Here is a 23,020-nt window from a genome sequence, read left to right as displayed (position 1 = left end):
TACGGAACGAAGTAGATGGCCGCCACGAACAAGCAACAGAAACGCGCCAAACGCGCCAAGATCAAAGCCAAGCAGATTCGTATCAGCGGCAGAAAACCCATCGCCATGCATGACGACCCGAACGCGCCAGCCGAGCAGATGCCTGAGCACACCCTGGCGATGTTCAGCAAAATGCGTGAGGCCGAGACCATCAGCCGCAACGACATGCTGCTGACCCTGCTGTCGAACCTCAGCGAGATCATCAACGACCATCCAGAGCTGCTGGACATGGAAAACGCCGAGAACGAAGCCATGGCCGCCACTCACCTGGCCGCCGACATGCTGATCGACTACCGCATGTGGACCGATGGCATGGACCGTGAAGCCGCCCAGGCCTGGCTGACAGACCCGCAGTTCATCACCGACTTCGGCAATGCGCTGGACAGCTACCGCGAGTCGCTGGAAGAGCCAGAGGCAAAAGCCGAATAACCCGCCCCTGAAGCTTGCGAAAACAAAAACGGCCGCTTGTCATTCCTGACAGCGGCCGTTTTTTTTAAAGATCATCAGCCTGTCCAAGAGCTGGCACTACCCTTCATCAGTCTCAGTGTATATCCCATTGACATATCCCTGTCGCGACCTATTCTTTGAGCTCTAAGCGCACCAAAAGCGGAGGACACCCCAATGGAACAGACCACCCTTTTCATGAGCAATCGAAGCCAGGCCGTCCGCTTGCCCAAAGCCGTGGCAATGCCTGAAGACGTCAAGCGCGTCAACGTTGTAGCCATTGGCCGCGCTCGCATCATCACGCCGGCCGATGAAGCCTGGGATAGCTGGTTCGATGGCGATAACGTCACTGCCGATTTTATGGCCGACCGCGAGCAACCGGCCGATCAGGAGCGCGAGTCGTTCTGATGATCAAATACATGCTCGATACCAACATCTGCATTTTTACCATCAAGAACAAACCACAGGTCGTACGCGAAGCGTTCAATCGCCATCAAGGCCAGCTGTGTATAAGCGCAGTCACGTTGATGGAATTGATTTACGGCGCTGAAAAATCGGCGGCGCCGGAAAAGAACCTGGCCGTCATCGAAGGTTTTGCAGCTCGTCTTGAAGTCCTGCCCTTCGACTACGAAGCCGCTGCCCACACCGGAATGATTCGCTCGGAACTAGCAAAGGCGGGCACACCGATAGGCCCTTACGACCACATGATCGCCGGACACGCGCGCTCACAAGGGTTCATTGTGGTGACGAATAATCTTCGGGAATTTGAGCGTGTTCCCGGATTGCGCGTAGAGGATTGGGTACACCTCGATTGAACTCGGCATCAGAAACAAAAACGGCCGCTGTCATTCCTGACAGCGGCCGTTTTCATTACGAAGGGTGAATCAGCTCAACACGACCGCACCACGCTGTTCCAGTTTGCGACGGCGAGCCACAAACAAACCGGCAGCCACCACCAACAGGCTCAACAGCCCCGTGGCAAGGATTTCCACGCGATGGGCATCCTGAAACAGCATGATGGTCAGGGCCGCTACGATGAATACGATCACCGCGTAGGTCAGGCCCGGGAACAGCCACATGCTGAAGGCGATTTTTTCACCGCGGGCCATGCGCTGTTTGCGCATGCGCAGTTGCGAAATCGCGATCACCAGGTACACCAACAGCGCAATAGCGCCGGAGCTGGCCAGCAGGAATTCGAACACTGCAGCCGGGGCCACGTAGTTGGCGAATACCGCGAGGAACGCCGCGCAGGTAGACAACATGACGGCCCAGTACGGCGTGCCGCTCTTGTTGGTGCGCTGGGAAACGGCCGGTGCATCACCACGCTTGCCCAGGGAGAACATCATGCGGGATGCGGTGTACAGCGCCGAGTTCAGGCAACTGGTCACAGCAACCAGCACCACGAGGTCGACGATCAGCTTGGCATTCGGGATGCCCATGCGCTCAAGCACGGTCTGATAGGAACCGACGCTGGCCAGAACCGGGTCGTTCCATGGCACCAGAGCCACAACGATGAAGATCGATACGAGGTAGAACAAGCCAATCCGCCAGATCACCGAATTGGTAGCCTTTGAGATTTGCTGGCCAGGGTTCTTCGACTCCGCGGCCGCGATGGTCACGATCTCGGTGCCCATGAAGGAAAACATGGTGGTCAGGATGGCGCCCAGTACAGCACCCATGCCGTTTGGCAAGAAGCCCTGGGTGTCGAACAGGTGCGAAACGCCGCTGACCTGGCTGCCTGGCAGGAAGCCGAAGATCGCCATGACACCGAGGACAATGAAACCGATGATCGCCAGGACTTTGATCAGAGCGAACCAGAATTCGAACTCACCGTAGTTCTTCACGCTGAACAGGTTGGTCACTGTCAGCAGCAACGTGATGATCAGGGTAAATGCCCAGATGGCCACATTAGGGAACCAGGCATGCAGGATAGTTGCGGCAGCGTTGGCCTCCAGCGGGATTACCAGAACCCAGAACCACCAGTAGAGCCAGCCAATGGTAAAACCGGCCCAGTGACCGATAGCGCGATCGGCGTAGGTCGAGAAAGAGCCCGTGTCTGGAGAAGCAACGGCCATTTCGCCAAGCATGCGCATGACCAGCACCACCAGCATACCGGCGGCAGCGTAGGCCAGCAGCACGGCAGGGCCGGCGGCAGCGATGGCGTGACCCGAGCCAACGAACAGGCCGGCGCCGATAACACCGGCAATCGACAACATAGTCACATGCCGCGGTTTGAGCCCCTGTTCGAGGTCATTGGAGGATTGCGTACTACTCATTGAAACTACCTTTGTGAGGATTGCGTGCGTGCACGTCCGCCTGATGTTCCTTCTCGTAAAAAGAATCCAACGGGCCGTTCCTTATTCTGCACGCAATAATTGCGCCAAAATGTTTCACGCCGCCAGTTTCCGCGGGCTGTATGGCGACTGAGCAGCCATCGCAAGCCATTGAAATTAATGGCACTTCGCCAGAACGTTACCCTGCCACCCACTTCACAAACGAATTCACGCACCAGAAACACACCAGAAAAACGGCTCACGCACAATAAAAGTGCAGATCGGGAACGTTTGTCCGGTTAGCGCTTCCAACACCCGGCCAAAGCTGGCACCATCGCGCCTTTTTTTACGCGACACCCGCGCAGACATGGCTTCAAACGGGGGATGGGTTGTTGATGGCGCGACAGACTTCTGCGCTGAGGCGACAACCGGTCACGCACTGCCCGTCTACGCCCCGCGGGGCTGTTGGCCGCCATTCGACCGCCATGCTAGCTTGGCGCCTCGCCAGGAATGCCCGGCCAACAGCAGGAGCACAACAGACACAATGAGGACCGCACATGGCTGAGGCCACGCCCGCGCTTGAAATCCGCAACTTGCACAAACGCTACGGGACGCTTGAGGTGCTCAAGGGCGTCTCGCTGACCGCACGCGACGGCGATGTGATCTCGATCCTGGGCTCCTCCGGTTCCGGCAAGTCCACGTTCCTGCGCTGCATCAACCTGCTCGAAAACCCGCACCAGGGCCAGATTCTGGTGGCCGGCGAAGAGCTCAAGCTCAAGCCTGCGAAAAACGGCGAACTGGTCGCCGCCGACGGCAAGCAGATCAATCGACTGCGCAGCGAAATCGGTTTTGTATTTCAAAACTTTAACCTGTGGCCGCACATGAGCGTGCTCGACAACATCATCGAAGCGCCGCGCCGCGTCCTTGGGCAAAGCAAGTCCGAAGCCATCGAAGTGGCAGAAGCCTTGCTGGCCAAGGTCGGCATCGCCGACAAACGTCACGCCTACCCTGCAGAACTTTCCGGTGGCCAGCAGCAACGCGCCGCCATCGCCCGCACCTTGGCAATGCAACCCAAAGTCATTCTGTTTGACGAGCCGACTTCCGCGCTTGACCCGGAAATGGTTCAGGAAGTACTAAACGTGATCCGCGCCCTGGCCGAAGAAGGTCGCACCATGCTGTTGGTCACCCACGAAATGGGCTTCGCCCGTCAGGTGTCCAGTGAAGTGGTGTTCCTTCACCAGGGGCTCATAGAAGAGCAAGGATCGCCCCAGCAGGTGTTCGAAAACCCGCTTTCGGCGCGCTGCAAACAATTCATGTCCAGCAACCGCTAACGGAGCTACCTACATGCAGACTTACAAAAAACTCCTCCTGGCCGCGGCCGCCACACTGGTGTTTTCGGCCAATGCAATGGCTGCCGAAAAACTGAAGATGGGCATCGAAGCGGCTTACCCACCGTTCAACAATAAAGATGCCAGCGGCCAGGTGGTCGGCTTCGACAAAGACATCGGCGACGCCCTGTGCGCCAAGATGCGGGTCGAATGCGAAGTCGTCACCTCTGACTGGGACGGCATCATTCCGGCACTGAACGCCAAGAAATTCGATTTCCTGATTTCCTCGCTGTCGATCACAGACGATCGCAAGCAGGCCGTTGATTTCACCGACCCGTACTACTCGAACAAACTGCAGTTCATCGCACCGAAGAACGTCGACCTGAAAACCGACAAGGACTCGCTCAAAGGCAAGATCATCGGTACCCAGCGCGCCACCCTGGCCGGCACCTGGCTTGAGGACAATTACGGCAACGACGTCACCATCAAGCTGTATGACACTCAGGAAAACGCCTACCTGGACCTGACCTCCGGTCGCGTCGATGCGATCCTTGCCGACAAATACGCCAACTACGACTGGCTGAAAAGCGACGCTGGCAAAAACTACGAGTTCAAAGGCGAACCGGTGGTAGCCAGCGACAAAATCGGGATTGCCGTGCGCAAGGGTCAGGACGAACTGCGTAACAAGCTGAATGCCGCATTGAAAGAAATCGTCTCTGACGGCACCTACAAAAAGATCAACGACAAGTACTTCCCGTTCAGCATCTATTGATTCTGACTGGCCTGACCGGCGCCGCTTTCTGACGGTGCCGGTCCTTGGCAATGCCTGCGGCAACTTGAATAGAAATCCATGACTATCGACCTCTACGGATTCGGCCCGGCGCTCGCCGCTGGTGCGCTGATGACCGTCAAACTGGCCCTCTCGGCGTTATGCCTGGGACTGGTGCTCGGCCTGCTCGGCGCCTTGGCCAAGACTTCCCCGTACAAGCCGTTGCAATGGCTTGGCGGCACCTACTCGACCCTGGTTCGCGGTATCCCGGAATTGCTCTGGGTGCTGTTGATCTACTTTGGCACGGTCAACCTGATGCGTGCCCTGGGCGAGTTTTTCGGCAACTCCGATCTCGCGCTCAATGCCTTCGCCGCCGGCGTGATTGCCCTCGGCCTGTGCTTCGGCGCCTATGCCACCGAAGTCTTTCGCGGGGCGATTCTGGCGATCCCCAAGGGTCACCGTGAAGCCGGTGTTGCGCTGGGTCTTTCGAAGTTCCGGATCTTTACCAGGCTGATCATGCCGCAGATGTGGCGCATCGCCCTGCCGGGCCTGGGCAACCTGTTCATGATCCTGATGAAGGACACCGCGCTGGTGTCGGTGATCGGCCTGGAAGAAATCATGCGTCACGCGCAAAACGGCGTGACCATGACCAAGCAGCCGTTCACCTTCTACATGGTCGCAGCCTTCATGTACCTGGGCCTGACGATTCTGGCCATGACCGGCATGCACCTGCTGGAAAAACGCGCCGCTCGCGGCTTCGCGAGGAGCACGCAATGAACTGGGAAGTCATCATCAAGTGGCTGCCGAAACTGGCGCAGGGCGCGACCCTGACCCTGGAACTGGTGGCCATCGCCGTCGTCCTCGGTTTGCTGCTGGCGATTCCGCTGGGCATCGCCCGCTCGTCGCGCCTGTGGTACGTGCGCGCACTGCCTTACGCGTACATTTTCTTCTTCCGTGGCACGCCGTTGCTGGTGCAGCTGTTTCTGGTCTATTACGGCCTGGCGCAGTTCGATGCGGTCCGCGCGAGCGCGATGTGGCCGTACCTGCGCGATCCGTTCTGGTGTGCCACCGCCACCATGACCCTGCACACTGCGGCCTACATCGCCGAGATCCTGCGCGGGGCGATCCAGGCCATCCCGAAGGGCGAGATCGAAGCCGCACGGGCACTGGGCATGTCGCGCCCCACGGCGCTGTTCTACATCGTCCTGCCACGTGCCGCGCGCATCGGCCTGCCGGCCTACAGCAACGAAGTGATCCTGATGCTCAAGGCCAGCGCCCTGGCCAGCACCGTGACCTTGCTGGAACTGACAGGCATGGCCCGCACTATCATTGCCCGGACCTACCTGCCCGTGGAGATCTTCTTCGCGGCCGGCATGTTCTACCTGTTGATGGCCTACATTCTGGTGCGTGGCTTCAAGCTGCTGGAGCGCTGGTTGCGCGTCGATGCCTGCCAGGGACGCTGATCGGCCGGTGCTTGCGGGCGAACAGTTGCTCGCCCGCTTCAAAGCGCTAGACGAGTTCCTGAGCGAACACCAGGCACTCTGGCTACCGCGTCCGTTTACCCATCGGCAACTGCCGTGGGAAACGGCCTATCCCGAACTGGCAGATTGGCTACGCCAGCGTTCGCTGGAAGACGCGGAAAACAGCCATAACCATCCTGAGCACCTTCTGGCGCCCGCACCTTTTCCAGGACTGGCCATGCAGGCCATTGCCCTCAGCGCTGTAGGCAACCTTCCCGTTCATTCGACCGAACCTGCGACCCGACGACTGAACGTCGACGTGCCCGGGCGTAAATGGCAGCAGATCGAAGCCTTCGCCGGTTGCCTGCAATTTGCCGAAAAAACCCGACACTGGCTGGACTGGTGCTCGGGCAAGGGTCATTTGGGCCGACGCCTGCTGCAAGCCGACCAACAACTGACCTGCCTGGAATATGACCCGGCGCTGATCGCCAGCGGTCAGGCGCTGAGTCAACACCATCACCTCGCAGTCAATCATCTTCAACAAGACGTGATGGCCGCCGATGCGGCGGCGCGTCTGAGCACCGATCAGACACCGGTCGCCCTGCACGCCTGCGGCGATCTGCATGTACGATTGATGCAACTGGCCAGCGCGGCCGGCTGTAAACAACTGGCCATTGCGCCGTGCTGTTATAACCGCATCAGCGCTCGCCAGTACCAGCCGCTGTCCGACGCAGCTAAAGGTTCCGACCTACAGCTTTCCCTCGACGATCTGGCCCTGCCGCTGAGTGAAACCGTCACCGCCGGTGCCCGCGTCCGACGTCAACGCGACACGTCCATGGCCCGCCGACTGGCATTCGACCGGCTGCAACGGCAACTGCGCAGTTGTGACAACTACCTGCCCACACCGTCGTTGCCCAGCGCCTGGCTGGATAAACCCTTCGCCGATTACTGCCGCGACCTCGCGGCGCTGAAAGACTTATCCACAGTCCCGGCGCAGGATTGGGTGGCGCTGGAAGCCTCTGGTTGGGAACGCCTGGCCCAGGTGCGTAATCTTGAACTGCTACGCGGCCTGTTCCGACGCCCCCTGGAGCTGTGGCTGGTACTCGACCGAGCGCTGTTTCTCGAAGAACAGGGTTACTCGGTGCGCCTGGGATTGTTCTGCGAAACCCCACTGACACCGCGCAATCTGATGCTGCTCGCCGAGCGTCGATAACCCCCCTCAATTTCGATCAACAGCCTGTGGATAAGTCTGTTGATGAAACTTGATAAAAGCCTTTGGATCCATGGCTTATAGGCCATAAAAGCGCTTGGTCATTTTTTGTTCACATTAAAAAACAGGCGAAAAAACAGCCAGTTGCGATTTGTTGAGAACTGCTCCACAAAATAGGCCGTAAACGCAGCGAAACCACCTCCCGCTGTGCATAAGCATTAATCCGAAAGGTCATAACCAACCTCCACTATCTGAACTATCGTTGCCAGGCGCCAGAAATCTCTGGCGCGTACGGCTCGACCATGGAAGGCCCCGTGCCGCAAAGCTACCCGTCGCCCCCTCGACAGGCCTGCCACTCCCTCCCGTATTTGGCTGCCATGCCCGCACACTTTCTGATTGAAGATCGCTACACTCCGCCATCTTGCACGCTGCGACAAACAACCCACGCAACGAGGCCGAGCTGCACGCTCTGCGCAACAGCCGCTCGTGGCGGGCAATTCAGACACTCAAAAATGTGCTGGTTCGCACCTGACGCTTCAGACCTCACATCGGGCGGAAACAACGCAATGACTCTCGACACCTTGATCCTGCACTGGCGCTCAGAAGTCTCGAACAAGAAAAAGCCCGGAAGCCGCATCGGGCTGATCAGCAACATCCTCAGAAGAATCAGAAGGAACAACACTCTCAGGTATTTGTTCTGGTTCAGGTTTGCCCAGTATCTGAATAGCGGAAATGCGTTCGCGCGGCTCTATGCCAAACGCATGGAGAGGAAAATCAACCTCAAGTACGGGGTCGACATCAGCATTGATGCCGAGATAGGGCAAGGTTTTCGGATCGGCCACCTGCCTGGCGTCGTCATCACCGGTTACGTCAAAATCGGGCGGAATTTCTTCATTCGCCAAAACACAACGATTGGCATAAAAACCATGGGCCTGGACAAGTACAACCTGGTAATTGGCGACAACGTCAGCGTCGGGGCGAACAGCTGCATCATCGCCGACAGCCTCTCAATCGGTGACAACGTCACGATCGGAGCCATGTCATTCGTCAACAAAAGCATCCCGGCGGACAGCACTTTTTACAATGCACGATAACCACAGACTGATCGAAACCAGCCCCGGAGCGCTCAAGCACACACAAGGGCGCGAACCTTGTCAGAGTCCTGCTGAAAAATAGTCAGTAATCAGGGGTTTACAGAACCACGCCAATCGCTATAATCGTCGCCCAACACGCCGGTATAGCTCAGTTGGTAGAGCAACTGACTTGTAATCAGTAGGTCCCGGGTTCGACTCCTGGTGCCGGCACCATACAAAACGAAGCCCTCGTAGAAATACGAGGGCTTTGTTGTTTCTGGCATCCAGAAATCCAACTGCCACACACCCCTCTGCACGAGCCGCCGAAGGCTGCGATCTTTTGATCTTCAACGCAGATCCGGTTGCCCTTGGAAAAGATTGCAAGCTGCGCCCCCCCAGAATCATCTATCCGGCCTCCCCACCTCACGGAGGTGGGGAGGCCGGCTAATGGGCGCGCCCTTTTCCCCTGCCGCAATCAACAGACTCTGTTGAAAAAGTCGCTATGGCTCGACACCTGCCAAAATGGGCTCAAAAGTCGGTCGCATGGACGCTCATACGTGAACTCCGAATCCCGTTCGAGCGTCGCAAACACTACGCACTTAGTTGCTTAATCCAGTCAAGGCTCGCAACGGTAGAACCGGAAGGACGGTATTCACACCCGATCCATCCTGTGTAGCCACGCTGCTCCAGCGCCGCGAATAAGCCAGCAAAGTCGATGCTCCCCGTTCCCGGTTCGTGACGACCCGGGCAGTCGGCAATTTGTACATGGACGGTTCTGTCATAAAACCGGGCCAGAACATCTGCTGCGTCTGCGGTCAGAAGCTGGGCATGGTAAAGGTCGAGAATCAGCCCAACACTCGGGAAGGTCTCCAGCACCTGTTGCGCCTTGCTAAAGTCAGACATGTAATAGCCCGGCATCGCCTGCGAACTGATCACTTCAATAAGCGGCCGCAAACCCTGATCTTCGAAATACTTGACGGCATACTCCAGGTTGCCCCCGAAGATAAGCGCTGCCTCATCCTGCGTCGTAACCCCGGACATGATGTGGACATCCGAACACGCCAGCGTCTTTGCATAGCTGGCGGCCTGGAGCAACCCGTTGCGAAACTCTTCTTCCTTGCCCTGCAAGGCAGCGATGCCTTTGGTAACACCAGCTGGTGCGGCGAACTGAATCAACGGCAGACCGTATTGAGCCAGGTTGTCGGCCAGGAGACTCGCGTCGAACTCATAGGGCGACGGGAACTCCACCGCCCGAAAACCAGCTGTGGCAGCGGCTTCGATGCGTTGCAGAAAAGGCAACTCATTGAATTGAAAACCGAGATGAGCATTGAACTTAAGCATTGGGTAACCATCCATCCTGGAAAGAAACAAAATCATCAGCCTGGAGCATCTTTCGCAGCTCCAGCACTGCACTATCGGGAGTAGTCAATACAGGTAGACCCGATCGAGCCTGTGCTTGCCCTGCGGCGCTCGTCATCGAAAACTGTGCGAAACAGATCAGATCGCAGGCTCCGACCTGAGCAGCCATTTCCGCGATGGCGGTATCGTGACCGTCTTTGTTCCCTTCACTCAATGCCTGCATTGCACCAGGGACAAAATAGGGCACCACCTCCATCGCCCGACCACTACGCTCAGCCACTTGCTTGAACTCGGTGATTATCGAGGTGATGGTAGGCTCGAACGTCGCCAGCACGGCAACACGCGATGCTTGCGTTAGAGCCAGGTTGATCATAGCTTCGTTCGGCTTGAGTACTGGAATGGCAATGTCAGGCTTGCAAAGGTCGATGGCATCGCCAAAAGCCGAGCAGGTAAAAAGTATGGCGTCCGCTGCGCATTGTACTGCGTACTGGGAAAGTGTCAGAAAACGCGCCTTCATACTCGTGGTTAATTCTCCCTCCTCCACTCGGTCTCGGGACAACGAGTCTTCGAGCAGATTGATGATCTGTGCCTCCGGCCATTGCCGGGCAAAGGCCGCCATGATGGGATCGATCGCCAACGCGGTCGCGTGGATCAGAAAAATGCGTGGAGCCTTCATGCTCATGTGCCTCGACAAGGTTGTTCGACAAGTCCACCAACGCTCTTTGTACAGACACCCACATCCTCTTCGTATGGTATTTTCCAACTCCAGTCCGATGGGGGTATCTACCCCAACGGGAACGGACTGAAGCTAACCATTCGAGATAGAGCCTGTGATCAAGAAAGACCTCGCCTTGCAGTTGGCCCCACGCGTCATCGACATGGTTCGCGCCCGGTCGATGAAAGCCGGTGAGCCGTTGCGCGAGCAGACGTTCGCACAAGCGCTTGGTGTTTCGCGCTCACCTATTCGGCGAGTTTTTGCCTTGCTCGCCGAGTGGGATCTCGCCATCCAGGAACCCAATCGTGGCTACTTTCTGAAACAAGGCGCTGGGCAGATTCAGGAAACAACATTCCCTCTCGCCAGTGATCCTTTCGAAGACTTTTACCTTCGTGTAGTCGACGACATTCTTGGCGGCGAAATACCGGCCCACTTTTTCGAAGCGCAGTTGTTGCGCCGTTACGAAGTGCCCCGTGGACAATTGCTCAAGGTATTGAACAGGCTGGCCAGCGAAGCCATGGTGGAGCGCAAGCCAGGGCAAGGATGGGGTCTCAAGGACTTCGTGCATAACGCCCAGACATACATCCAAAGCTACCGCTTCCGTATGGCCATCGAGCCGGCCGCTCTGCTTGAGCCCGGTTATCAGATCAATCACGCCGCGTTTGCCAAGGCCAGGCAGCAACAGCAGGCCATGCTCGATGGGGATATCCACACCTTGTCACGTGCCCAACTGTTCCAAGTCGGCGCCCAGTTTCACGAACTGATCGTGCAGTGCTCCGGAAATGTCTTTTTCATCGATTCCATCCGCCAGCAAAACCAACTCAGACGTTTCGTGGGCTACAAAGCCAACGTCGATCGCACTCGTCTTATGGCGCAATGCCAGGAACACATCCATTTGCTCGACCTCATCGAGTCTGATCGCCGTGAAGAAGCCGCGCAATTTCTCTGGAGGCATCTGGACGAAGTGGGCCGACTCAAGACCCATCAGGACGTCATGCCAGAAGATGATGGGATATAGAGCGCACCACTAGCCCCCTATTACTGATCGAAGCTTCGTCAGCGCGCGCTCCAATAGCTCTCTGATCAGCTTGGCACGATTGTTTTTCATCGACGTAATATACAGAAACACATTTCATCCGCACTAAATAGTTAATATTAACTTCGGATATTGTATTTCATTGCAACAATGATCAATTATGCGCACCGCTCGGACGCGAAGCCATATCCAAACGCACAGGGATGATCGTAATGAACGGAAGGACGTTGAGTAGAGGAGCGGGAGTCTCGAACCTTCTGTTCGGTGTGTACACAATATGTGTTGCCCTGCTTGGAGTGACACTGGCCTATCAAGGGGGCGCTCTGGTGGCAGCAGGCGGGTCACCTTATTACGCCATGATGGGCACCGCCCTGTTGCTATCGGCCATTCTCATTGGCCTGAAACAGTCTCTCGGCATCTACCTCTATGGTGCGGCCTCCCTGGCCACCTACGCTTGGGCGATCTGGGAGTCCGGGTACGATGGTTGGGCCTTCATTCCACGCTTAGCCTGGCTGGCTGTTCTCAGCGTTCCATTTCTGGCTTTTTGGCCCTTGGTGCGTCGTGACTTTGCAAACGCCAGAAGAAGTCATTACTTCACCATCATGGGTCTACTGCCGATACTCATGGCAGTCACCATCCTGGTGCCCCTGTTCTTCCCGACAGCCGTTCACCTTGCCGACTTGACGCTTGCAACGACGCGCCCCGAACAACCCTTCAGTCGCAACACGGTGACGTCACCGGACGGTAATGTTGCCGCGTCACACGACGAAACCAACTGGACCGCTTATGCAGGCTCCAACTTGGGCAACCACTATTCCGCAGCATCGCAAATCACTCCTTCGAATGTGTCGGGCTTGGTGAAAGCCTGGGAATACCACCACGGCGACGTGAAGCAACCAGGTGAAAAAACCAAATACTTGAACGAGGCCACTCCGATCAAGGTGGGTAACTCGCTCTATACCTGCACCCCAAAGCAAATCATCATTTCTCTGGATGCCACCACCGGGAAGGAAAACTGGCGGTTTGACTCCAAAGTCGACCCAGCCTACTTCGACAATGGCGGCGCATACTGTCGCGGTGTCTCCTATTTCGAAGTGCCAAATGCCAGTGGCCTGTGCGCTTCGCGCATTATCTGGGGCACCAACGATATTCGCTTGGGAGCGGTAGACGCCTTGACTGGCCAAACGTGCCCCGGCTTCGGCAATGCAGGCTTTGCGGATTTGAAAGACGGGTTAGGCACCTTCAGAAAAGGGTCGACCGGTATTACCTCCGCCCCCATTGTAATCCGCGGGGTGGTGATCACCGGAGGCCGAGTCCTTGATTCAGATGTGCGCCCAGCACCCTCGGGAGTGGTTCGTGCCTACGACGCGGTTACCGGCAAACAAAAATGGGCTTGGGACTTAGGCCGTCCAGACACCAATGCCCCCGCTCGCGACGACGAAACCTACACGCTCAGCACACCCAACTCCTGGGCACCGCTATCCGCCGACGATGAACTGGGATTGGTGTATGTCACCACCGGCAACGCTGCCGGCGACTTCTATGGGGGTACTCGCACGGAACAAGAAGACACGTTCAGCTCCTCCCTGGTTGCACTGGATGCGGCCACAGGCAAGGTCAGATGGCATTTCCAGACAGTTCACCACGATCTATGGGACTACGACCTGAGCCCACAACCCAATCTGATTGATTTCCCCACATCAACGGGCACACGCCCCGCCGTCATTCAAGCTACCAAATCCGGCCAACTGTTCGTACTTGACCGCGCCACCGGCGAGCCTTTGGTGGATATCGTGCAATCTCCCGTCCCACAGGGAACCGCTCCTGGAGACTACACTTCGGCCACCCAGCCGCTTTCGCCCAATATGCCGAGCACCATGGGACGCCCATCGAAAACGCCGGAAGTACTGACCGAGGCAAATGCCTGGGGCTTAACTCCATTCGATCAGTTGCAATGTCGCATCGAGTTTCGCCTGGCACGCTACGAAGGGATCTTCACACCGCCAGTCGTAGGCCAACAAAGCCTGATTTTCCCCGGCCATCATGGCGGCTTGAACTGGGGAGGCGTGATGGTAGACCTCAAACGAGGCCTACTGATCATTAATAACCAGCGGATCCCTTACATGCAGGGGCTAGTTCCTCGCGAACAACTCGACGCCATCAATGCCAAGTCATTCCAAGAAGCGCCGGGTAAAAGCCAAGGCTTTCGCGTCCAGGCCGGACTGCCTTACGGCGCCATCAAAGATCCATGGATGTCATCCCTTGACCAACCATGCATTGCTCCACCTTGGGGCTTCATTGCTGGCATAGACCTGCGTACACGCGACGTAGTCTGGAGTCGTCCGTTCGGTACGGGGTACGACAGCGGGCCTTGGGGAATCGCCTCTCGTACGCGCTTCGAAATCGGCACGCCGAGTGACGCAACAGGTGTGACAACCGCTGGGGGCGTGACGTTCATCGGTGCCGCCATTGATCGTTTCATGCGGGCTTACGACAGTGAAAGTGGAGAACTACTGTGGGAAGAACGCCTTCCCGCGGGCAATCAGGCTTCACCCTTGACCTACATGAGCCAGGGCCGACAGTACGTCGTGGCAGTAGTCGGCGGTCATGACCGAATTCCAACCAAGTTGGGTGACAGCATCATCGCTTGGGCCCTGCCCGAGAAGTAAATCGTACTCCGCCTGAAAAGGCTCTCCGTAACACTGTCGGACAGGGAGGTAAATATATGGATATTCGAATAGCCTCGCCTGCTAACGAGGAAAACTTCAGTGATGGTGGAGAGCCTGGTAACACCTCAAGAACTTTCGAAGACAAGCTCTCCAACACCTTGACCCTCATACATCAACGCCCTTACCAAATTATAAGAACTGGCACACTATCACGCCGGCATTCAGAAACTTTTCGCAAAGAGCGATAGCAACTACCAAAAATCTAATAGTGTCCTAGACACCGTCTCCCAGCAACTTAAACAGCAGACGGCGCCTCGGCGAACTGGATGAATATTGATATAAAGGAGATCATGACCCGCAAGGGGAGTCAGCTCTTTAGCGCTTCACTGCAGCGCACCACCGGCCTAATTATTTATGACATCAAAATTTTCCCTATGAAAGAAGTGATCGGCCAGCTGTTTATTACACCAGCCCCAGCACTCACGTACTAGCCCGACTTTACTCATTGTTATCTACGAGCCCTTGAGCAGGGGCAGAATTTTATCACCCTTGAAAAAGCATGCAGCTCAAATGGTGAGACGGATGATCTGTGCACGCGTGATCATCTTATTGCCTTTAAAAGCAATGACGACTGAGGCCAACTGAAAACCCATCATTATGTTATGACCGTCCACAGACACTTATGCAGCGAAAAAACAGCAATGCGAGAAGCCACCGCACCGAGATACACATTGTAATTTTAAGAAAACTCAACAGGAATTAAAAATGATTGAACATTTTTCCGGCTTATATGTCTTGGTGGGCGTCAGCTTTATAACTTCATTTATGACTGCCGCCATTGGCGTTGGTGGCGGAATTGGATTGCTTGCAGTGATGCCTCAATTTTTACCTATATCAGCGGTTGTGCCGGTTCACGGCTTAATTCAAATGGTGAGCAATGCCAGTCGATTTGCTTTTGATTACAAGAGTGCAAAAATAGAAATTCTTCCTAAATACATCATCGGCTGTCTGGCGGGAGCACTCATTGGATATTTCTTTATAGGGAAATTCCCTGAGAAATATCTATCACTCGCGCTTGGTTTTTTCATTCTGGCAATAACATGGACCAAGATCGTGTCACACCTGGGGTTCATATTTAAAAATTTTGCAATCGTTGGGTTTGTTCAAACATTTCTTTCACTCTTTGTGGCTGTAACCGGTTTGATATCACAGCCTATTTTGATGAGGATGAATATTAAAAAAGATGAAGTGATCGTCACCCATGCAATGCAAATGAGTGTACTGCACGGTTTGAAGGTCGCTGCTTTTGTTATGGCTGGCTTTGCATTCATGGACTACGCATACCTCATCACCATCATGATCATAGCCTCCACTGGCGGCTCGTATTTCGGTGGATTTCTTAGAGATCGAATATCGCAGCGTGTAGGCGCCATGCTTTTGAAAGTTGGCGTTACGTTTTTTGGTTTTAAAATGATTCTGGATCATTTCATTCAGAGCGTTTGAAATTTATCTCATCACAACAAGGAGTGTGAAATGGCGAAAAGCAAAAAAATCGATTGTTCTGACATCAAAGGAATCTCAGCTTTTCTTAATGAGCATGGATATTGTGTTGTCAAACCTCAAGATAACTCTTTGGAGGCATTTAGGGATATCGCCGGCAAGTTTGGATCAATTCAATTCCATACAAAATCCGATAAAAATGGAGTGGTGGGAGGTGGAGAATCAATAAACAAGGACTGGCAAAACTTCAAAGATGATTACCACGGTGAATTATCAAGTGATTTTTTCCCTCATACTGATGGGTCTTTTTTGAATGGGATGGCTTATGTTGACGGCGTGGCAAGAAAAATCACACCTCCCAAATTTGTAATTCTCCAATGCGTATCAAAGCCGGAGACTGGCGGAGATAATTTTTTGATTGACGGGCAAAAAATCTACAATGATTTGCTTGCAAATCAAGCTGACATATTAAAGGTATTGATGACCAGCGGCAGTGTCACCTACTGTCGAGACGACTTATTATCCATGGATTGTTCTGTATTCGAAAAAATTAATGATAACCGGTTAAGAATTCGTTATAGATATGACAGCACTGCCTTTATTCCTCAGTGGGCTAGCGCTGCATTCAATTACATCCAAAACAATTACTCCACTAACGAGAACTACATCATTAATATAAGCCTTGACCCTGGGGACATTCTGGTCATGGATAACCTTAGAGTTTTACACGCACGCCATCAGTTCGTTGATGGCAGCAAGAAAAGAAAAGTAAGAAGACTTTGGATTGCTGATGATTCACAAGTCACATTTAAAAATATATTGAATCAGTCACCTGTGCGCAGAGCAATGTTCCCCTTTCAAAAATATAATATTGCCCAACAAGAAAATTCAGAGCATTTGCTTATTGACTATACATGCGGCATTCACTACCCGCCGAGTAAGCCGCTATCAAAAGCTCACAACGAGCTTGATATGATTGTCGAGTGACACTCACTATGGACACCTCCTTGACAATGCTCCTGATTGACGAGTAATTCGGAGACAGACCACGATTTCTGACTTAAATGAATATGCAGATGCTGAATAAATCGTGGTCTGTCCCGATTTTTTCTTCCGCCTCCTACAAACAAAGCCCCCGCAGCGATGCGAGGGCTTCGTTGTTTCCGGGGTTTGGAAAAACCCGCGCTCCCGCCTAGGGCCCTTTGCCAAGCAAAGGCGCGGTTTCCACTTCCAGCATCAGCAACACCATTTCCGTCAATTCGGCGTCGGACTTCTGTCCCGCATAGAGGTCATGCAGTGCTTTGGCGAAGGGAATGCGCAAGTCCTGGTTTTCTTCGCGGGCGCTGTCGCTGTATTGCATGAGTTCGCTGATGGCGCGCATCACGGCCGCTTGCCACCGAGCGGTGGTCCTAAGACCATCGCCGGTGATTGCAATCAATTTATCCTCCGTCAGTTGGCGAAGGGCTGGTTCCCGCAACGGCTTATGCGGCTTTGGGTTGCGAGTGTTCTTTGACATACCGGACGATACTCAGCGTTTCCTGCCGGAACTGCTCGTAGTCGATCTGCTGGGCGTTAATAAAGGTGCTGCCCATCATGGTCAGCGACCCCATAAAGCTGGCTTCGGAAATTTCCTCATCGCTCGCGCCAAACAAGCGCGCGGCTTCGGTATGGAACAGGGCGCAATACTTACAACGAGTCGCCCCGGACACTGCCAGACCTATCAACTCCTTGTATTTGTTAGGAATCTTTGTTTCTGCCAGCCAAAAATCCCGGGCTACGCCCCAGAATCCGTTCGCTGCACCTTCCGGCATCTGCTTGATCCACTCCGGTACCTGACCCAGGGTCTGCTCAATTTCCCGATAGGTATCACGAATGGCCATTTGGCACCTCCTTACCTCTCTGGAGACATCTGCACCAGAGGTACAACTTAGTTTAGTTCGCTGGCGCCCATGCCAGAGCCGGCAGCAGGACAACTCCAGCAACGAATCTTTAAATATCGTAGAAACAACAGGATGGATTTAGACTTTTTTGGCGCAATGACGGACCACTAAATACTTGGAGTTATCAAACAAAGCCCCCGCAGTAATGCGAGGGCTTTGTTGTTTCCGGGGTTTGGAAAAGCATGTCTTAGTGACCGGCACTCTGACCGCCATCGACGTGCAGGATTTCGCCGGTGACGAATCCGGCGGAGTCCAGATACACAACGGCCTGGGCGATGTCGCTGATCTCGCCCATGTGCCCGACCGGGTGCAAATTGCCCAGCGCTTCGTGGGTTTCTTCGGCGTGCATTGGCGTTTTGATGATGCCGGGGCTGACCGCGTTCACGCGAATGCCACGCTTGGCGTATTCGATGGCCAGGGATTTGGTTGCGGCGTTGAGGCCCCCTTTGGTCAACGATGCCAGTACCGACGGCACGCCGTCGACAGCGTGGTCTGTCAGGCTGGTGGTGATGTTGACGACGTGGCCGCGTCCTTGTTTTTCCATCTCGGCGATGGCGAGTTGGGTGATGTAGAAGAAGCCATTCAGGTTCACCGACAACACCGCGGCATAGTCTTCGTGGGTATACGCGGTGAACGGCTTGGCGACGAAGATCCCGGCATTGTTGACCAGGGTGTCGATACGGCCAAAACGTGCGATCGCTTCACGAATCACCCGCTCGGCAATCGCCGGGTCGCCGATGTCGCCTGCCACGGTGAGGATGTCCGGGTCGGTGGACGGTTTGATCGAACGCGAAGTGGCAACCACCCGGTAATCGAGATCACGGAAGGCCTTGACCATGCCTGCGCCGAGACCTTGGGATGCGCCGGTAATAACAATGACTTTTTTCGAATTGCTCATGATGAACCTCTACAAAATAATGGAGTTTTAAACGTGATCAATCAGGCTTCAGCGGGGGCCTGCGCCATTTGCCTCAGCATCTGTTCGTAGTACTCGACCGATTGCGAACCGGACACCAGGTGACGACCGTTGAGGATCATGGCCGGTACCGAATTGATGCCGTGATCGCGGTAAAACGCTTCAAGCTCACGCACCTCCGTGGCAAACGCTCCTGACGCCGACACCTCACGCGCACGCGCCGCATCCAGGCCCGCATCAGCCGCCAGACGGACCAGCGTCTCGCGATCGCTGGGGTTCTGGCCGTCGCTGAAATAAGCACGCAGCAAGCCTTTCTTCAGTTCGATCTGCCGCCCTTCCTGCAATGCCCAGAACAACAGGCGGTGAGCATCAAAGGTGTTGTAGAAGTGGCTGCGTTTCTCCAAATCGAACGTGAAACCGATGGCTTGACCACGGGCGATCTGCATCGCTTTGCCGGCCGCGATGTCCTCGGCGCTGCGCCCGTATTTGCGCATCAGGTGCTGGACCGCGTTCTCACCTTCAGCCGGCATGTCCGGGTTCAACTCAAAAGGCTTGAAGGTCAGCTCGACCGGAACTTCCCCAGCCAGATTCTCGATAGCTAGCTCCAGCGCCGTCACACCCAAGGCGCACCACGGGCACACCACATCGGAGATGAAATCGATGGTGACGGGGCGCCTCATGACTGCCCCTCTGCCAGTTGTTTTCGGTACTGGGTGGTGGTGATCCCGGCATAGCCCCAGTTATCGGTGTCGACTTCTTCGATCACGATGTGAGTCAGGTCCGGGCGTTTGTTGAGGACCCGCTCCAGGGTTTCAGTGATTTCGGCGATCACCTGAGCTTTCTGCTCCGGGGTAACGCCATCGCGGGTAATGCGCACGCTGACGAAAGGCATGACGACTCTCCAGTGACCTTCCCTTCGGGATGATGGGCAGGTGGTGGAGTCGACTGTATGACGTTGCCTTGGTGGGATAAAGATGGGTTCAAGCACATCATTAGTGACGTGATGTAATTAATATGGGCAGGATATTGATATGTCTAAACCGGCTTTCCGCCCCTGAAAAACCCTGGAAGAACGCTGGTTTTGAGCGTGTTTATGGGCCATATCCAATGCCCGGTTTACTCGCACTGATAAGGTCGTCGCCAGGTTTTTCACTAAAACTCCCCCGACCAAAGCTTCCAATTCGCCACGCTTGCGGCCCTTCTCCATCCACTCCGACCAACCCCTCTTCCGCGTCAACAGCGGCGTCCCGATCCGCGAAGCCCTGTCCCACGTTTCCGACTTGCTCCACCTTTCCAAACTGCTGGCCGAAGACGCGGCGATGGAGCGCAATACGGACCGCTATGCCTGGGCGTCGCACTATTTGCAGGAGATGAGTAAGGCGGTGATCGATGACGTGGTGAAGGTGTTGGGCGCGCCAGGTAACAACCGCAGCCAGTAACGTCGCTGTCTGAACCTGATCCGCACGCAAGAAAAAGCCCCGAACCAGTCGGGGCTTTCTCATTTCGGCCTTGCTTCAGGCCTCAACCACGCAACCGATCATCAGAAGATGTTGATCGGGTAATCCACGAACACACGGACTTCGTTGCCGCTGACGTTGTAGTCGCTGGATTTCTGCGACACGCGCAGGACCGAGCTGCGCACTTTCACGCTCAAGTCTTTGGCCGGGCCGCTTTGGACCACGTACTTGAACTGGTTGAAGATTTCGCGCTCGGTACCGCCGGTGCTGGTGGCGGTGGTGATGTTGTCGCCACGCACGTATGCCACGTTGTAGGTCAGGCCTGGAACGCCGAAAGCGCCGAAGTCGAGGCCGTAGCCTAGCTGCCAGCTGCGTTCGTCTTCAGCGTTGAAGTCGGACCAGTAGGAGTTGGCGAGGTAGATGGTGTTGCCACCGTCACCGACACGACCCTGTTCTTTCTGATAGCCGCCGTACGGGTAGCCAAGGTTGCTGTCACCGGTGCTGCGCTGGTGTGCGAGGGTGAACGAGTGCGGGCCGGTGACAAAGGTCGCCGCCAGGCTCCAGATTTTGTTGTCCTGGCCTTCGGTTTTGTTATCAAGGGCGTAGGACTTGTCCAGCTTGGTCTGGTAGCCGTTGAAGTCGAAGGTCAGGGACTGATCGGTGGCCAGCGGGAACACGTAGTTCAGGTTCACGTACTGTTTCTTCAGGACGTCTTCAACGTTGGACGCGTAGAACGCACCTTTGAACTGTTCGGTGAACTGGTAGCGACCGCCCAAGACGTTGATCGATTTCAGGCCACCGCTGTCACGACCTTCGGCGCTCTTGCGCGATTCGGCGGTGAAACGGCCAGCGTTCAGCTCCAGGCCTTTGATCTCCTTGGAGGTGATCAAGGTGCCGGTGTAGCTTTCAGGCAGCAGACGCGAGTTGTCATAGTTCAGCACCGGCAGCTCCGGCATCTGGTCGCCGTAGGTCAACACGGTGTTGGACAGACGGAATTTTACCGCCGCGCCAGCCTTGGCCAGGTCATCGGCAGCTTCGCCGCTGTCGCCTTGCTTGAAGAAGTCGATACCGCCGGCGCCGCTACGGCCCTTGCCGCCATCGAGGCGCAGGGCGTACAGACCGAAGGCATCAACGCCGACACCCACGGTGCCCTGGGTGAAGCCCGACGAGAAGGTGCCGATGGCAGCCTGGCCCCACTCGGCCTTGTCTTCTTTACCGTTCTTGTAATCACGATTGATGTAGGCGTTGCGCAACAGCACTTTCAGGCTGCTGTCTTCAACAAAACCTTTGGACTCCGCCTGGTCGTTAGCCATGGCTTGAGTGGCGCTAAAAATCCCCAGAGCGATCAGACCGATCCGCTTATTCAACATGTTATTTTCCTTATTACGGGTTGATACGCGCTGTGACCGCTGGCTGAAATGGCTGCTATTGCGCTCTTTTTTCACTCCGAAACAAAAGGCCCGCCCACGCAAAAGCGAGGCAGGCCCTTATTATTTTTTGGAGTCGTGGCGGTTGGCCACAGGCGTTGGGGCGAATCCTAGCCGTGCCCTTAAGCATGTGTCAATTTCGTGAATCTTCTGTAATTAGGCGAAAATCGTCTAAGAACTTACTGCTCAGCGATCGCCAATTGCACTGTGTGGCTGTCCACAAACTGCTCGAAATGGGTGACTTTACCGTTCGCCAAAGTCCACAAATGCGCGACTCGGGCGTTCATCGGACGACCCGTGGCCTTGTAGATTCCGCTGTAATTTCCATAGGCGAATACCTTGTCACCCTGCGCGACGTAGCTCTCGACCTTGAACTGAAAATTTTCCCATTCAGTGCCCAGTCGCTTGAAGACATTCTCGACGATGGCGTCAAAACCGACGTAGGTCCCCGCATAGGGAAACCCAGCCGCTTCTGTCCATTGCGCATCGGCGGCCAACGCTGCAGCAGTGTTGCGTGCATTCTCCTGGGAGTTGGCACCTTCGTAAGTACTTTTGATCAGGCTCAGGTTATCCATGGGTCGCTCCGCGTAGTCGATGAGATCAGTGAGCACAACCGTCCAGGCCACAGGCTTGAACCGGGGAAGTGGATTCGTTCGGATGGGCGACGACTGATTGGCTCAACCAGGCCGCAAATGCTTCAGGCTTACCGAGCCATGGACTGATGTCGACCACAGTGAATTGATCGTCCTGCTCCAGCACCAATGTCGGGAAGCCCTGGCCACCGACTTTCGCCAATAGTGCGCGGCTTTTCTTGATGTGGTCTTGGGTTTCGTTCGCCAGTGCGTCCTTGAACTCGCGCTTGAAGGACTCAGCTTCCAGGCCAATCGATGCAGCGAGTTCCAACAACACCGCTTCATCGGCAATCCGCCGACCTTCCACGTAGTGTGCGCTCTGCAAACGCCCCAGCAGTTCCAGCCCACGTCCGGCGAGTTGCTCAGCCGCCAATACGGCAGCAATCGGTGGTGCCGAATCAAACACGGCGGTGTGATCGCGCAACAGGCCTTCGAAATACGCCTCACCAAATGGCTGCCCGGTGTATTCGGCGATGCGTCGGTCGTGAGGCATCACGTAATCACGCAGTTGAGGTGAAACAGTCTGCCGGTTGGCGCCAGTCATCATGCCGCCACCATGGGCGATCACCGGCAAGACTGCCTGTGCCGCTTGCACCAATGGCTTGGCACCGTAGCACCAGCCGCACAGTGGGTCGTAGATGTAATGAAGGGTCGCGGTAGACATGGAAAGCTCCAGCAAAGTCGTAGGAATTCGATGCCGGCAGACTATTCCTATGACGGAGAGGGAAAAACGCCGTAATGGCTTTTAGTCTGTTTCGCAGATCGGTCAAATG

Annotated in this window: 26 protein-coding genes and 1 tRNA gene; 16 read left to right on the top strand and 11 right to left on the bottom strand. The window is 55.4% G+C overall.

The genetic code is table 11. The features are described 5' to 3' along the window. Positions 1-15: 15 nt before the first annotated feature. The 3 genes from AC3WK5_RS18235 to vapC all read left to right on the top strand — a co-directional run bounded on the left by AC3WK5_RS18235 (position 16) and on the right by vapC (position 1,298). Positions 16-468: a hypothetical protein gene (locus AC3WK5_RS18235; RefSeq protein ID WP_103319696.1), complete on the top strand. Its 453-nt coding sequence runs from the start codon at positions 16-18 to the stop codon at positions 466-468. A 192-nt stretch (positions 469-660) separates the two neighbouring features. After that, entirely contained in the window at positions 661-891 is a 231-nt protein-coding gene (gene vapB, locus AC3WK5_RS18230; RefSeq protein WP_054595147.1) for a type II toxin-antitoxin system VapB family antitoxin, read from the top strand. Continuing rightward, the gene (gene vapC / locus AC3WK5_RS18225; RefSeq protein WP_103319697.1) at positions 891-1,298 is read left to right on the top strand and encodes a type II toxin-antitoxin system tRNA(fMet)-specific endonuclease VapC; all 408 of its coding nucleotides are present in this window, start codon (positions 891-893) and stop codon (positions 1,296-1,298) included. Before vapB ends, vapC begins: the two co-directional genes overlap by 1 nt. A gap of 69 nt (positions 1,299-1,367) precedes the next feature. Here vapC and gabP read toward each other — a convergent pair whose 3' ends face one another. Next, positions 1,368-2,759 (bottom strand): GABA permease, encoded by a 1,392-nt coding sequence (gabP, locus tag AC3WK5_RS18220; RefSeq protein WP_103319699.1) that lies wholly within the window; start codon positions 2,757-2,759, stop codon positions 1,368-1,370. 554 nt (positions 2,760-3,313) lie between these two features. Between gabP and AC3WK5_RS18215 the strand changes: the two genes are divergently transcribed. The 7 genes from AC3WK5_RS18215 to AC3WK5_RS18185 all read left to right on the top strand — a co-directional run bounded on the left by AC3WK5_RS18215 (position 3,314) and on the right by AC3WK5_RS18185 (position 8,830). Next, on the top strand, positions 3,314-4,087 hold the full coding sequence (locus AC3WK5_RS18215) for an ABC transporter ATP-binding protein (protein ID WP_103319701.1): 774 nt from the start codon (positions 3,314-3,316) through the stop codon (positions 4,085-4,087). A gap of 13 nt (positions 4,088-4,100) precedes the next feature. Continuing rightward, positions 4,101-4,856, top strand: coding sequence for an ABC transporter substrate-binding protein (locus tag AC3WK5_RS18210; protein WP_103319702.1), 756 nt, complete (start codon positions 4,101-4,103; stop codon positions 4,854-4,856). A gap of 78 nt (positions 4,857-4,934) precedes the next feature. After that, on the top strand, positions 4,935-5,630 hold the full coding sequence (locus AC3WK5_RS18205; RefSeq protein WP_103319704.1) for an ABC transporter permease: 696 nt from the start codon (positions 4,935-4,937) through the stop codon (positions 5,628-5,630). Next, a complete protein-coding gene (locus AC3WK5_RS18200) occupies positions 5,627-6,316 on the top strand; it encodes an ABC transporter permease (RefSeq protein ID WP_054595141.1) in 690 nt (229 codons plus the stop codon). Before AC3WK5_RS18205 ends, AC3WK5_RS18200 begins: the two co-directional genes overlap by 4 nt. Beyond that, positions 6,297-7,526 (top strand): methyltransferase, encoded by a 1,230-nt coding sequence (locus AC3WK5_RS18195; protein ID WP_103319706.1) that lies wholly within the window; start codon positions 6,297-6,299, stop codon positions 7,524-7,526. Before AC3WK5_RS18200 ends, AC3WK5_RS18195 begins: the two co-directional genes overlap by 20 nt. A 563-nt stretch (positions 7,527-8,089) precedes the next feature. Beyond that, positions 8,090-8,617: a serine acetyltransferase gene (locus tag AC3WK5_RS18190; protein ID WP_103319708.1), complete on the top strand. Its 528-nt coding sequence runs from the start codon at positions 8,090-8,092 to the stop codon at positions 8,615-8,617. A gap of 137 nt (positions 8,618-8,754) precedes the next feature. After that, positions 8,755-8,830, top strand: a tRNA-Thr gene (locus tag AC3WK5_RS18185). A gap of 357 nt (positions 8,831-9,187) precedes the next feature. On the opposite strand, the gene AC3WK5_RS18180 is transcribed toward AC3WK5_RS18185, so the two are convergent. Both AC3WK5_RS18180 and AC3WK5_RS18175 read right to left on the bottom strand, forming a co-directional pair. Continuing rightward, on the bottom strand, positions 9,188-9,937 hold the full coding sequence (locus tag AC3WK5_RS18180; RefSeq protein WP_103319710.1) for a hydroxypyruvate isomerase family protein: 750 nt from the start codon (positions 9,935-9,937) through the stop codon (positions 9,188-9,190). Then, complete coding sequence (locus AC3WK5_RS18175; RefSeq protein ID WP_103319712.1) at positions 9,930-10,631, bottom strand: arylsulfatase; 702 nt, start codon at positions 10,629-10,631, stop codon at positions 9,930-9,932. The genes AC3WK5_RS18180 and AC3WK5_RS18175 overlap by 8 nt, the downstream gene beginning before the upstream one ends. A 154-nt stretch (positions 10,632-10,785) precedes the next feature. Here AC3WK5_RS18175 and AC3WK5_RS18170 point away from each other — a divergent pair, with 154 nt between their 5' ends. The 5 genes from AC3WK5_RS18170 to AC3WK5_RS18150 all read left to right on the top strand — a co-directional run bounded on the left by AC3WK5_RS18170 (position 10,786) and on the right by AC3WK5_RS18150 (position 16,862). Beyond that, complete coding sequence (locus AC3WK5_RS18170; RefSeq protein WP_103319714.1) at positions 10,786-11,688, top strand: GntR family transcriptional regulator; 903 nt, start codon at positions 10,786-10,788, stop codon at positions 11,686-11,688. A gap of 230 nt (positions 11,689-11,918) precedes the next feature. Then, complete coding sequence (locus AC3WK5_RS18165; RefSeq protein WP_103319716.1) at positions 11,919-14,375, top strand: membrane-bound PQQ-dependent dehydrogenase, glucose/quinate/shikimate family; 2,457 nt, start codon at positions 11,919-11,921, stop codon at positions 14,373-14,375. Between the two features lie 326 nt (positions 14,376-14,701). Next, positions 14,702-14,866 (top strand): hypothetical protein, encoded by a 165-nt coding sequence (locus AC3WK5_RS18160; RefSeq protein WP_158248928.1) that lies wholly within the window; start codon positions 14,702-14,704, stop codon positions 14,864-14,866. A 274-nt stretch (positions 14,867-15,140) separates the two neighbouring features. Beyond that, positions 15,141-15,878 carry a TSUP family transporter gene (locus AC3WK5_RS18155; protein WP_103322130.1) on the top strand — a complete coding sequence of 246 codons (738 nt, stop codon included), beginning with the start codon at positions 15,141-15,143 and terminating at the stop codon, positions 15,876-15,878. Between the two features lie 30 nt (positions 15,879-15,908). Continuing rightward, a complete protein-coding gene (locus AC3WK5_RS18150) occupies positions 15,909-16,862 on the top strand; it encodes a TauD/TfdA family dioxygenase (RefSeq protein ID WP_103318184.1) in 954 nt (317 codons plus the stop codon). Between the two features lie 205 nt (positions 16,863-17,067). On the opposite strand, the gene AC3WK5_RS18145 is transcribed toward AC3WK5_RS18150, so the two are convergent. The 5 genes from AC3WK5_RS18145 to AC3WK5_RS18125 form a co-directional block, all read right to left on the bottom strand. Further along, entirely contained in the window at positions 17,068-17,313 is a 246-nt protein-coding gene (locus tag AC3WK5_RS18145) for a hypothetical protein (protein WP_103318186.1), read from the bottom strand. Between the two features lie 43 nt (positions 17,314-17,356). Next, positions 17,357-17,755: a carboxymuconolactone decarboxylase family protein gene (locus AC3WK5_RS18140; protein WP_103318188.1), complete on the bottom strand. Its 399-nt coding sequence runs from the start codon at positions 17,753-17,755 to the stop codon at positions 17,357-17,359. A gap of 247 nt (positions 17,756-18,002) precedes the next feature. Continuing rightward, positions 18,003-18,713, bottom strand: coding sequence for an SDR family NAD(P)-dependent oxidoreductase (locus AC3WK5_RS18135; RefSeq protein WP_103318191.1), 711 nt, complete (start codon positions 18,711-18,713; stop codon positions 18,003-18,005). A 41-nt stretch (positions 18,714-18,754) separates the two neighbouring features. After that, complete coding sequence (locus AC3WK5_RS18130; RefSeq protein ID WP_103318193.1) at positions 18,755-19,411, bottom strand: DsbA family oxidoreductase; 657 nt, start codon at positions 19,409-19,411, stop codon at positions 18,755-18,757. Further along, a complete protein-coding gene (locus tag AC3WK5_RS18125; RefSeq protein WP_103318195.1) occupies positions 19,408-19,623 on the bottom strand; it encodes a tautomerase family protein in 216 nt (71 codons plus the stop codon). The genes AC3WK5_RS18130 and AC3WK5_RS18125 overlap by 4 nt, the downstream gene beginning before the upstream one ends. A gap of 298 nt (positions 19,624-19,921) precedes the next feature. Between AC3WK5_RS18125 and AC3WK5_RS18120 the strand changes: the two genes are divergently transcribed. Further along, a complete protein-coding gene (locus AC3WK5_RS18120) occupies positions 19,922-20,170 on the top strand; it encodes a DUF3077 domain-containing protein (RefSeq protein ID WP_103318197.1) in 249 nt (82 codons plus the stop codon). A gap of 101 nt (positions 20,171-20,271) precedes the next feature. On the opposite strand, the gene AC3WK5_RS18115 is transcribed toward AC3WK5_RS18120, so the two are convergent. The 3 genes from AC3WK5_RS18115 to AC3WK5_RS18105 form a co-directional block, all read right to left on the bottom strand. Then, the gene (locus AC3WK5_RS18115; RefSeq protein ID WP_054595133.1) at positions 20,272-21,558 is read right to left on the bottom strand and encodes an OprD family porin; all 1,287 of its coding nucleotides are present in this window, start codon (positions 21,556-21,558) and stop codon (positions 20,272-20,274) included. 236 nt (positions 21,559-21,794) lie between these two features. Continuing rightward, positions 21,795-22,190, bottom strand: a complete 396-nt coding sequence (locus AC3WK5_RS18110) for a nuclear transport factor 2 family protein (protein WP_103318199.1) — start codon at positions 22,188-22,190, stop codon at positions 21,795-21,797. 25 nt (positions 22,191-22,215) lie between these two features. Continuing rightward, complete coding sequence (locus tag AC3WK5_RS18105) at positions 22,216-22,911, bottom strand: DsbA family protein (RefSeq protein WP_103318201.1); 696 nt, start codon at positions 22,909-22,911, stop codon at positions 22,216-22,218. Positions 22,912-23,020: the final 109 nt, after the last annotated feature.

It is taken from the genome of Pseudomonas sp. FW306-02-D09B (genome assembly GCF_058782685.1).
Note: the sequence above shows the minus strand (reverse complement) of the source record. Positions and strands in the feature narration are given on the sequence as shown.

Bases quoted from the DNA above. Each gene is read 5' to 3' on its own strand.
- AC3WK5_RS18235 (WP_103319696.1), top strand. From the start codon at position 16: ATGGCCGCCACGAACAAGCAACAGAAACGCGCCAAACGCGCCAAGATC.
- vapB (WP_054595147.1), top strand. From the start codon at position 661: ATGGAACAGACCACCCTTTTCATGAGCAATCGAAGCCAGGCCGTCCGC.
- vapC (WP_103319697.1), top strand. From the start codon at position 891: ATGATCAAATACATGCTCGATACCAACATCTGCATTTTTACCATCAAG.
- gabP (WP_103319699.1), bottom strand. From the start codon at position 2,759: ATGAGTAGTACGCAATCCTCCAATGACCTCGAACAGGGGCTCAAACCG.
- AC3WK5_RS18215 (WP_103319701.1), top strand. From the start codon at position 3,314: ATGGCTGAGGCCACGCCCGCGCTTGAAATCCGCAACTTGCACAAACGC.
- AC3WK5_RS18210 (WP_103319702.1), top strand. From the start codon at position 4,101: ATGCAGACTTACAAAAAACTCCTCCTGGCCGCGGCCGCCACACTGGTG.
- AC3WK5_RS18205 (WP_103319704.1), top strand. From the start codon at position 4,935: ATGACTATCGACCTCTACGGATTCGGCCCGGCGCTCGCCGCTGGTGCG.
- AC3WK5_RS18200 (WP_054595141.1), top strand. From the start codon at position 5,627: ATGAACTGGGAAGTCATCATCAAGTGGCTGCCGAAACTGGCGCAGGGC.
- AC3WK5_RS18195 (WP_103319706.1), top strand. From the start codon at position 6,297: ATGCCTGCCAGGGACGCTGATCGGCCGGTGCTTGCGGGCGAACAGTTG.
- AC3WK5_RS18190 (WP_103319708.1), top strand. From the start codon at position 8,090: ATGACTCTCGACACCTTGATCCTGCACTGGCGCTCAGAAGTCTCGAAC.
- AC3WK5_RS18180 (WP_103319710.1), bottom strand. From the start codon at position 9,937: ATGCTTAAGTTCAATGCTCATCTCGGTTTTCAATTCAATGAGTTGCCT.
- AC3WK5_RS18175 (WP_103319712.1), bottom strand. From the start codon at position 10,631: ATGAAGGCTCCACGCATTTTTCTGATCCACGCGACCGCGTTGGCGATC.
- AC3WK5_RS18165 (WP_103319716.1), top strand. From the start codon at position 11,919: ATGAACGGAAGGACGTTGAGTAGAGGAGCGGGAGTCTCGAACCTTCTG.
- AC3WK5_RS18160 (WP_158248928.1), top strand. From the start codon at position 14,702: ATGAATATTGATATAAAGGAGATCATGACCCGCAAGGGGAGTCAGCTC.
- AC3WK5_RS18155 (WP_103322130.1), top strand. From the start codon at position 15,141: ATGATTGAACATTTTTCCGGCTTATATGTCTTGGTGGGCGTCAGCTTT.
- AC3WK5_RS18150 (WP_103318184.1), top strand. From the start codon at position 15,909: ATGGCGAAAAGCAAAAAAATCGATTGTTCTGACATCAAAGGAATCTCA.
- AC3WK5_RS18140 (WP_103318188.1), bottom strand. From the start codon at position 17,755: ATGGCCATTCGTGATACCTATCGGGAAATTGAGCAGACCCTGGGTCAG.
- AC3WK5_RS18135 (WP_103318191.1), bottom strand. From the start codon at position 18,713: ATGAGCAATTCGAAAAAAGTCATTGTTATTACCGGCGCATCCCAAGGT.
- AC3WK5_RS18130 (WP_103318193.1), bottom strand. From the start codon at position 19,411: ATGAGGCGCCCCGTCACCATCGATTTCATCTCCGATGTGGTGTGCCCG.
- AC3WK5_RS18125 (WP_103318195.1), bottom strand. From the start codon at position 19,623: ATGCCTTTCGTCAGCGTGCGCATTACCCGCGATGGCGTTACCCCGGAG.
- AC3WK5_RS18115 (WP_054595133.1), bottom strand. From the start codon at position 21,558: ATGTTGAATAAGCGGATCGGTCTGATCGCTCTGGGGATTTTTAGCGCC.
- AC3WK5_RS18110 (WP_103318199.1), bottom strand. From the start codon at position 22,190: ATGGATAACCTGAGCCTGATCAAAAGTACTTACGAAGGTGCCAACTCC.
- AC3WK5_RS18105 (WP_103318201.1), bottom strand. From the start codon at position 22,911: ATGTCTACCGCGACCCTTCATTACATCTACGACCCACTGTGCGGCTGG.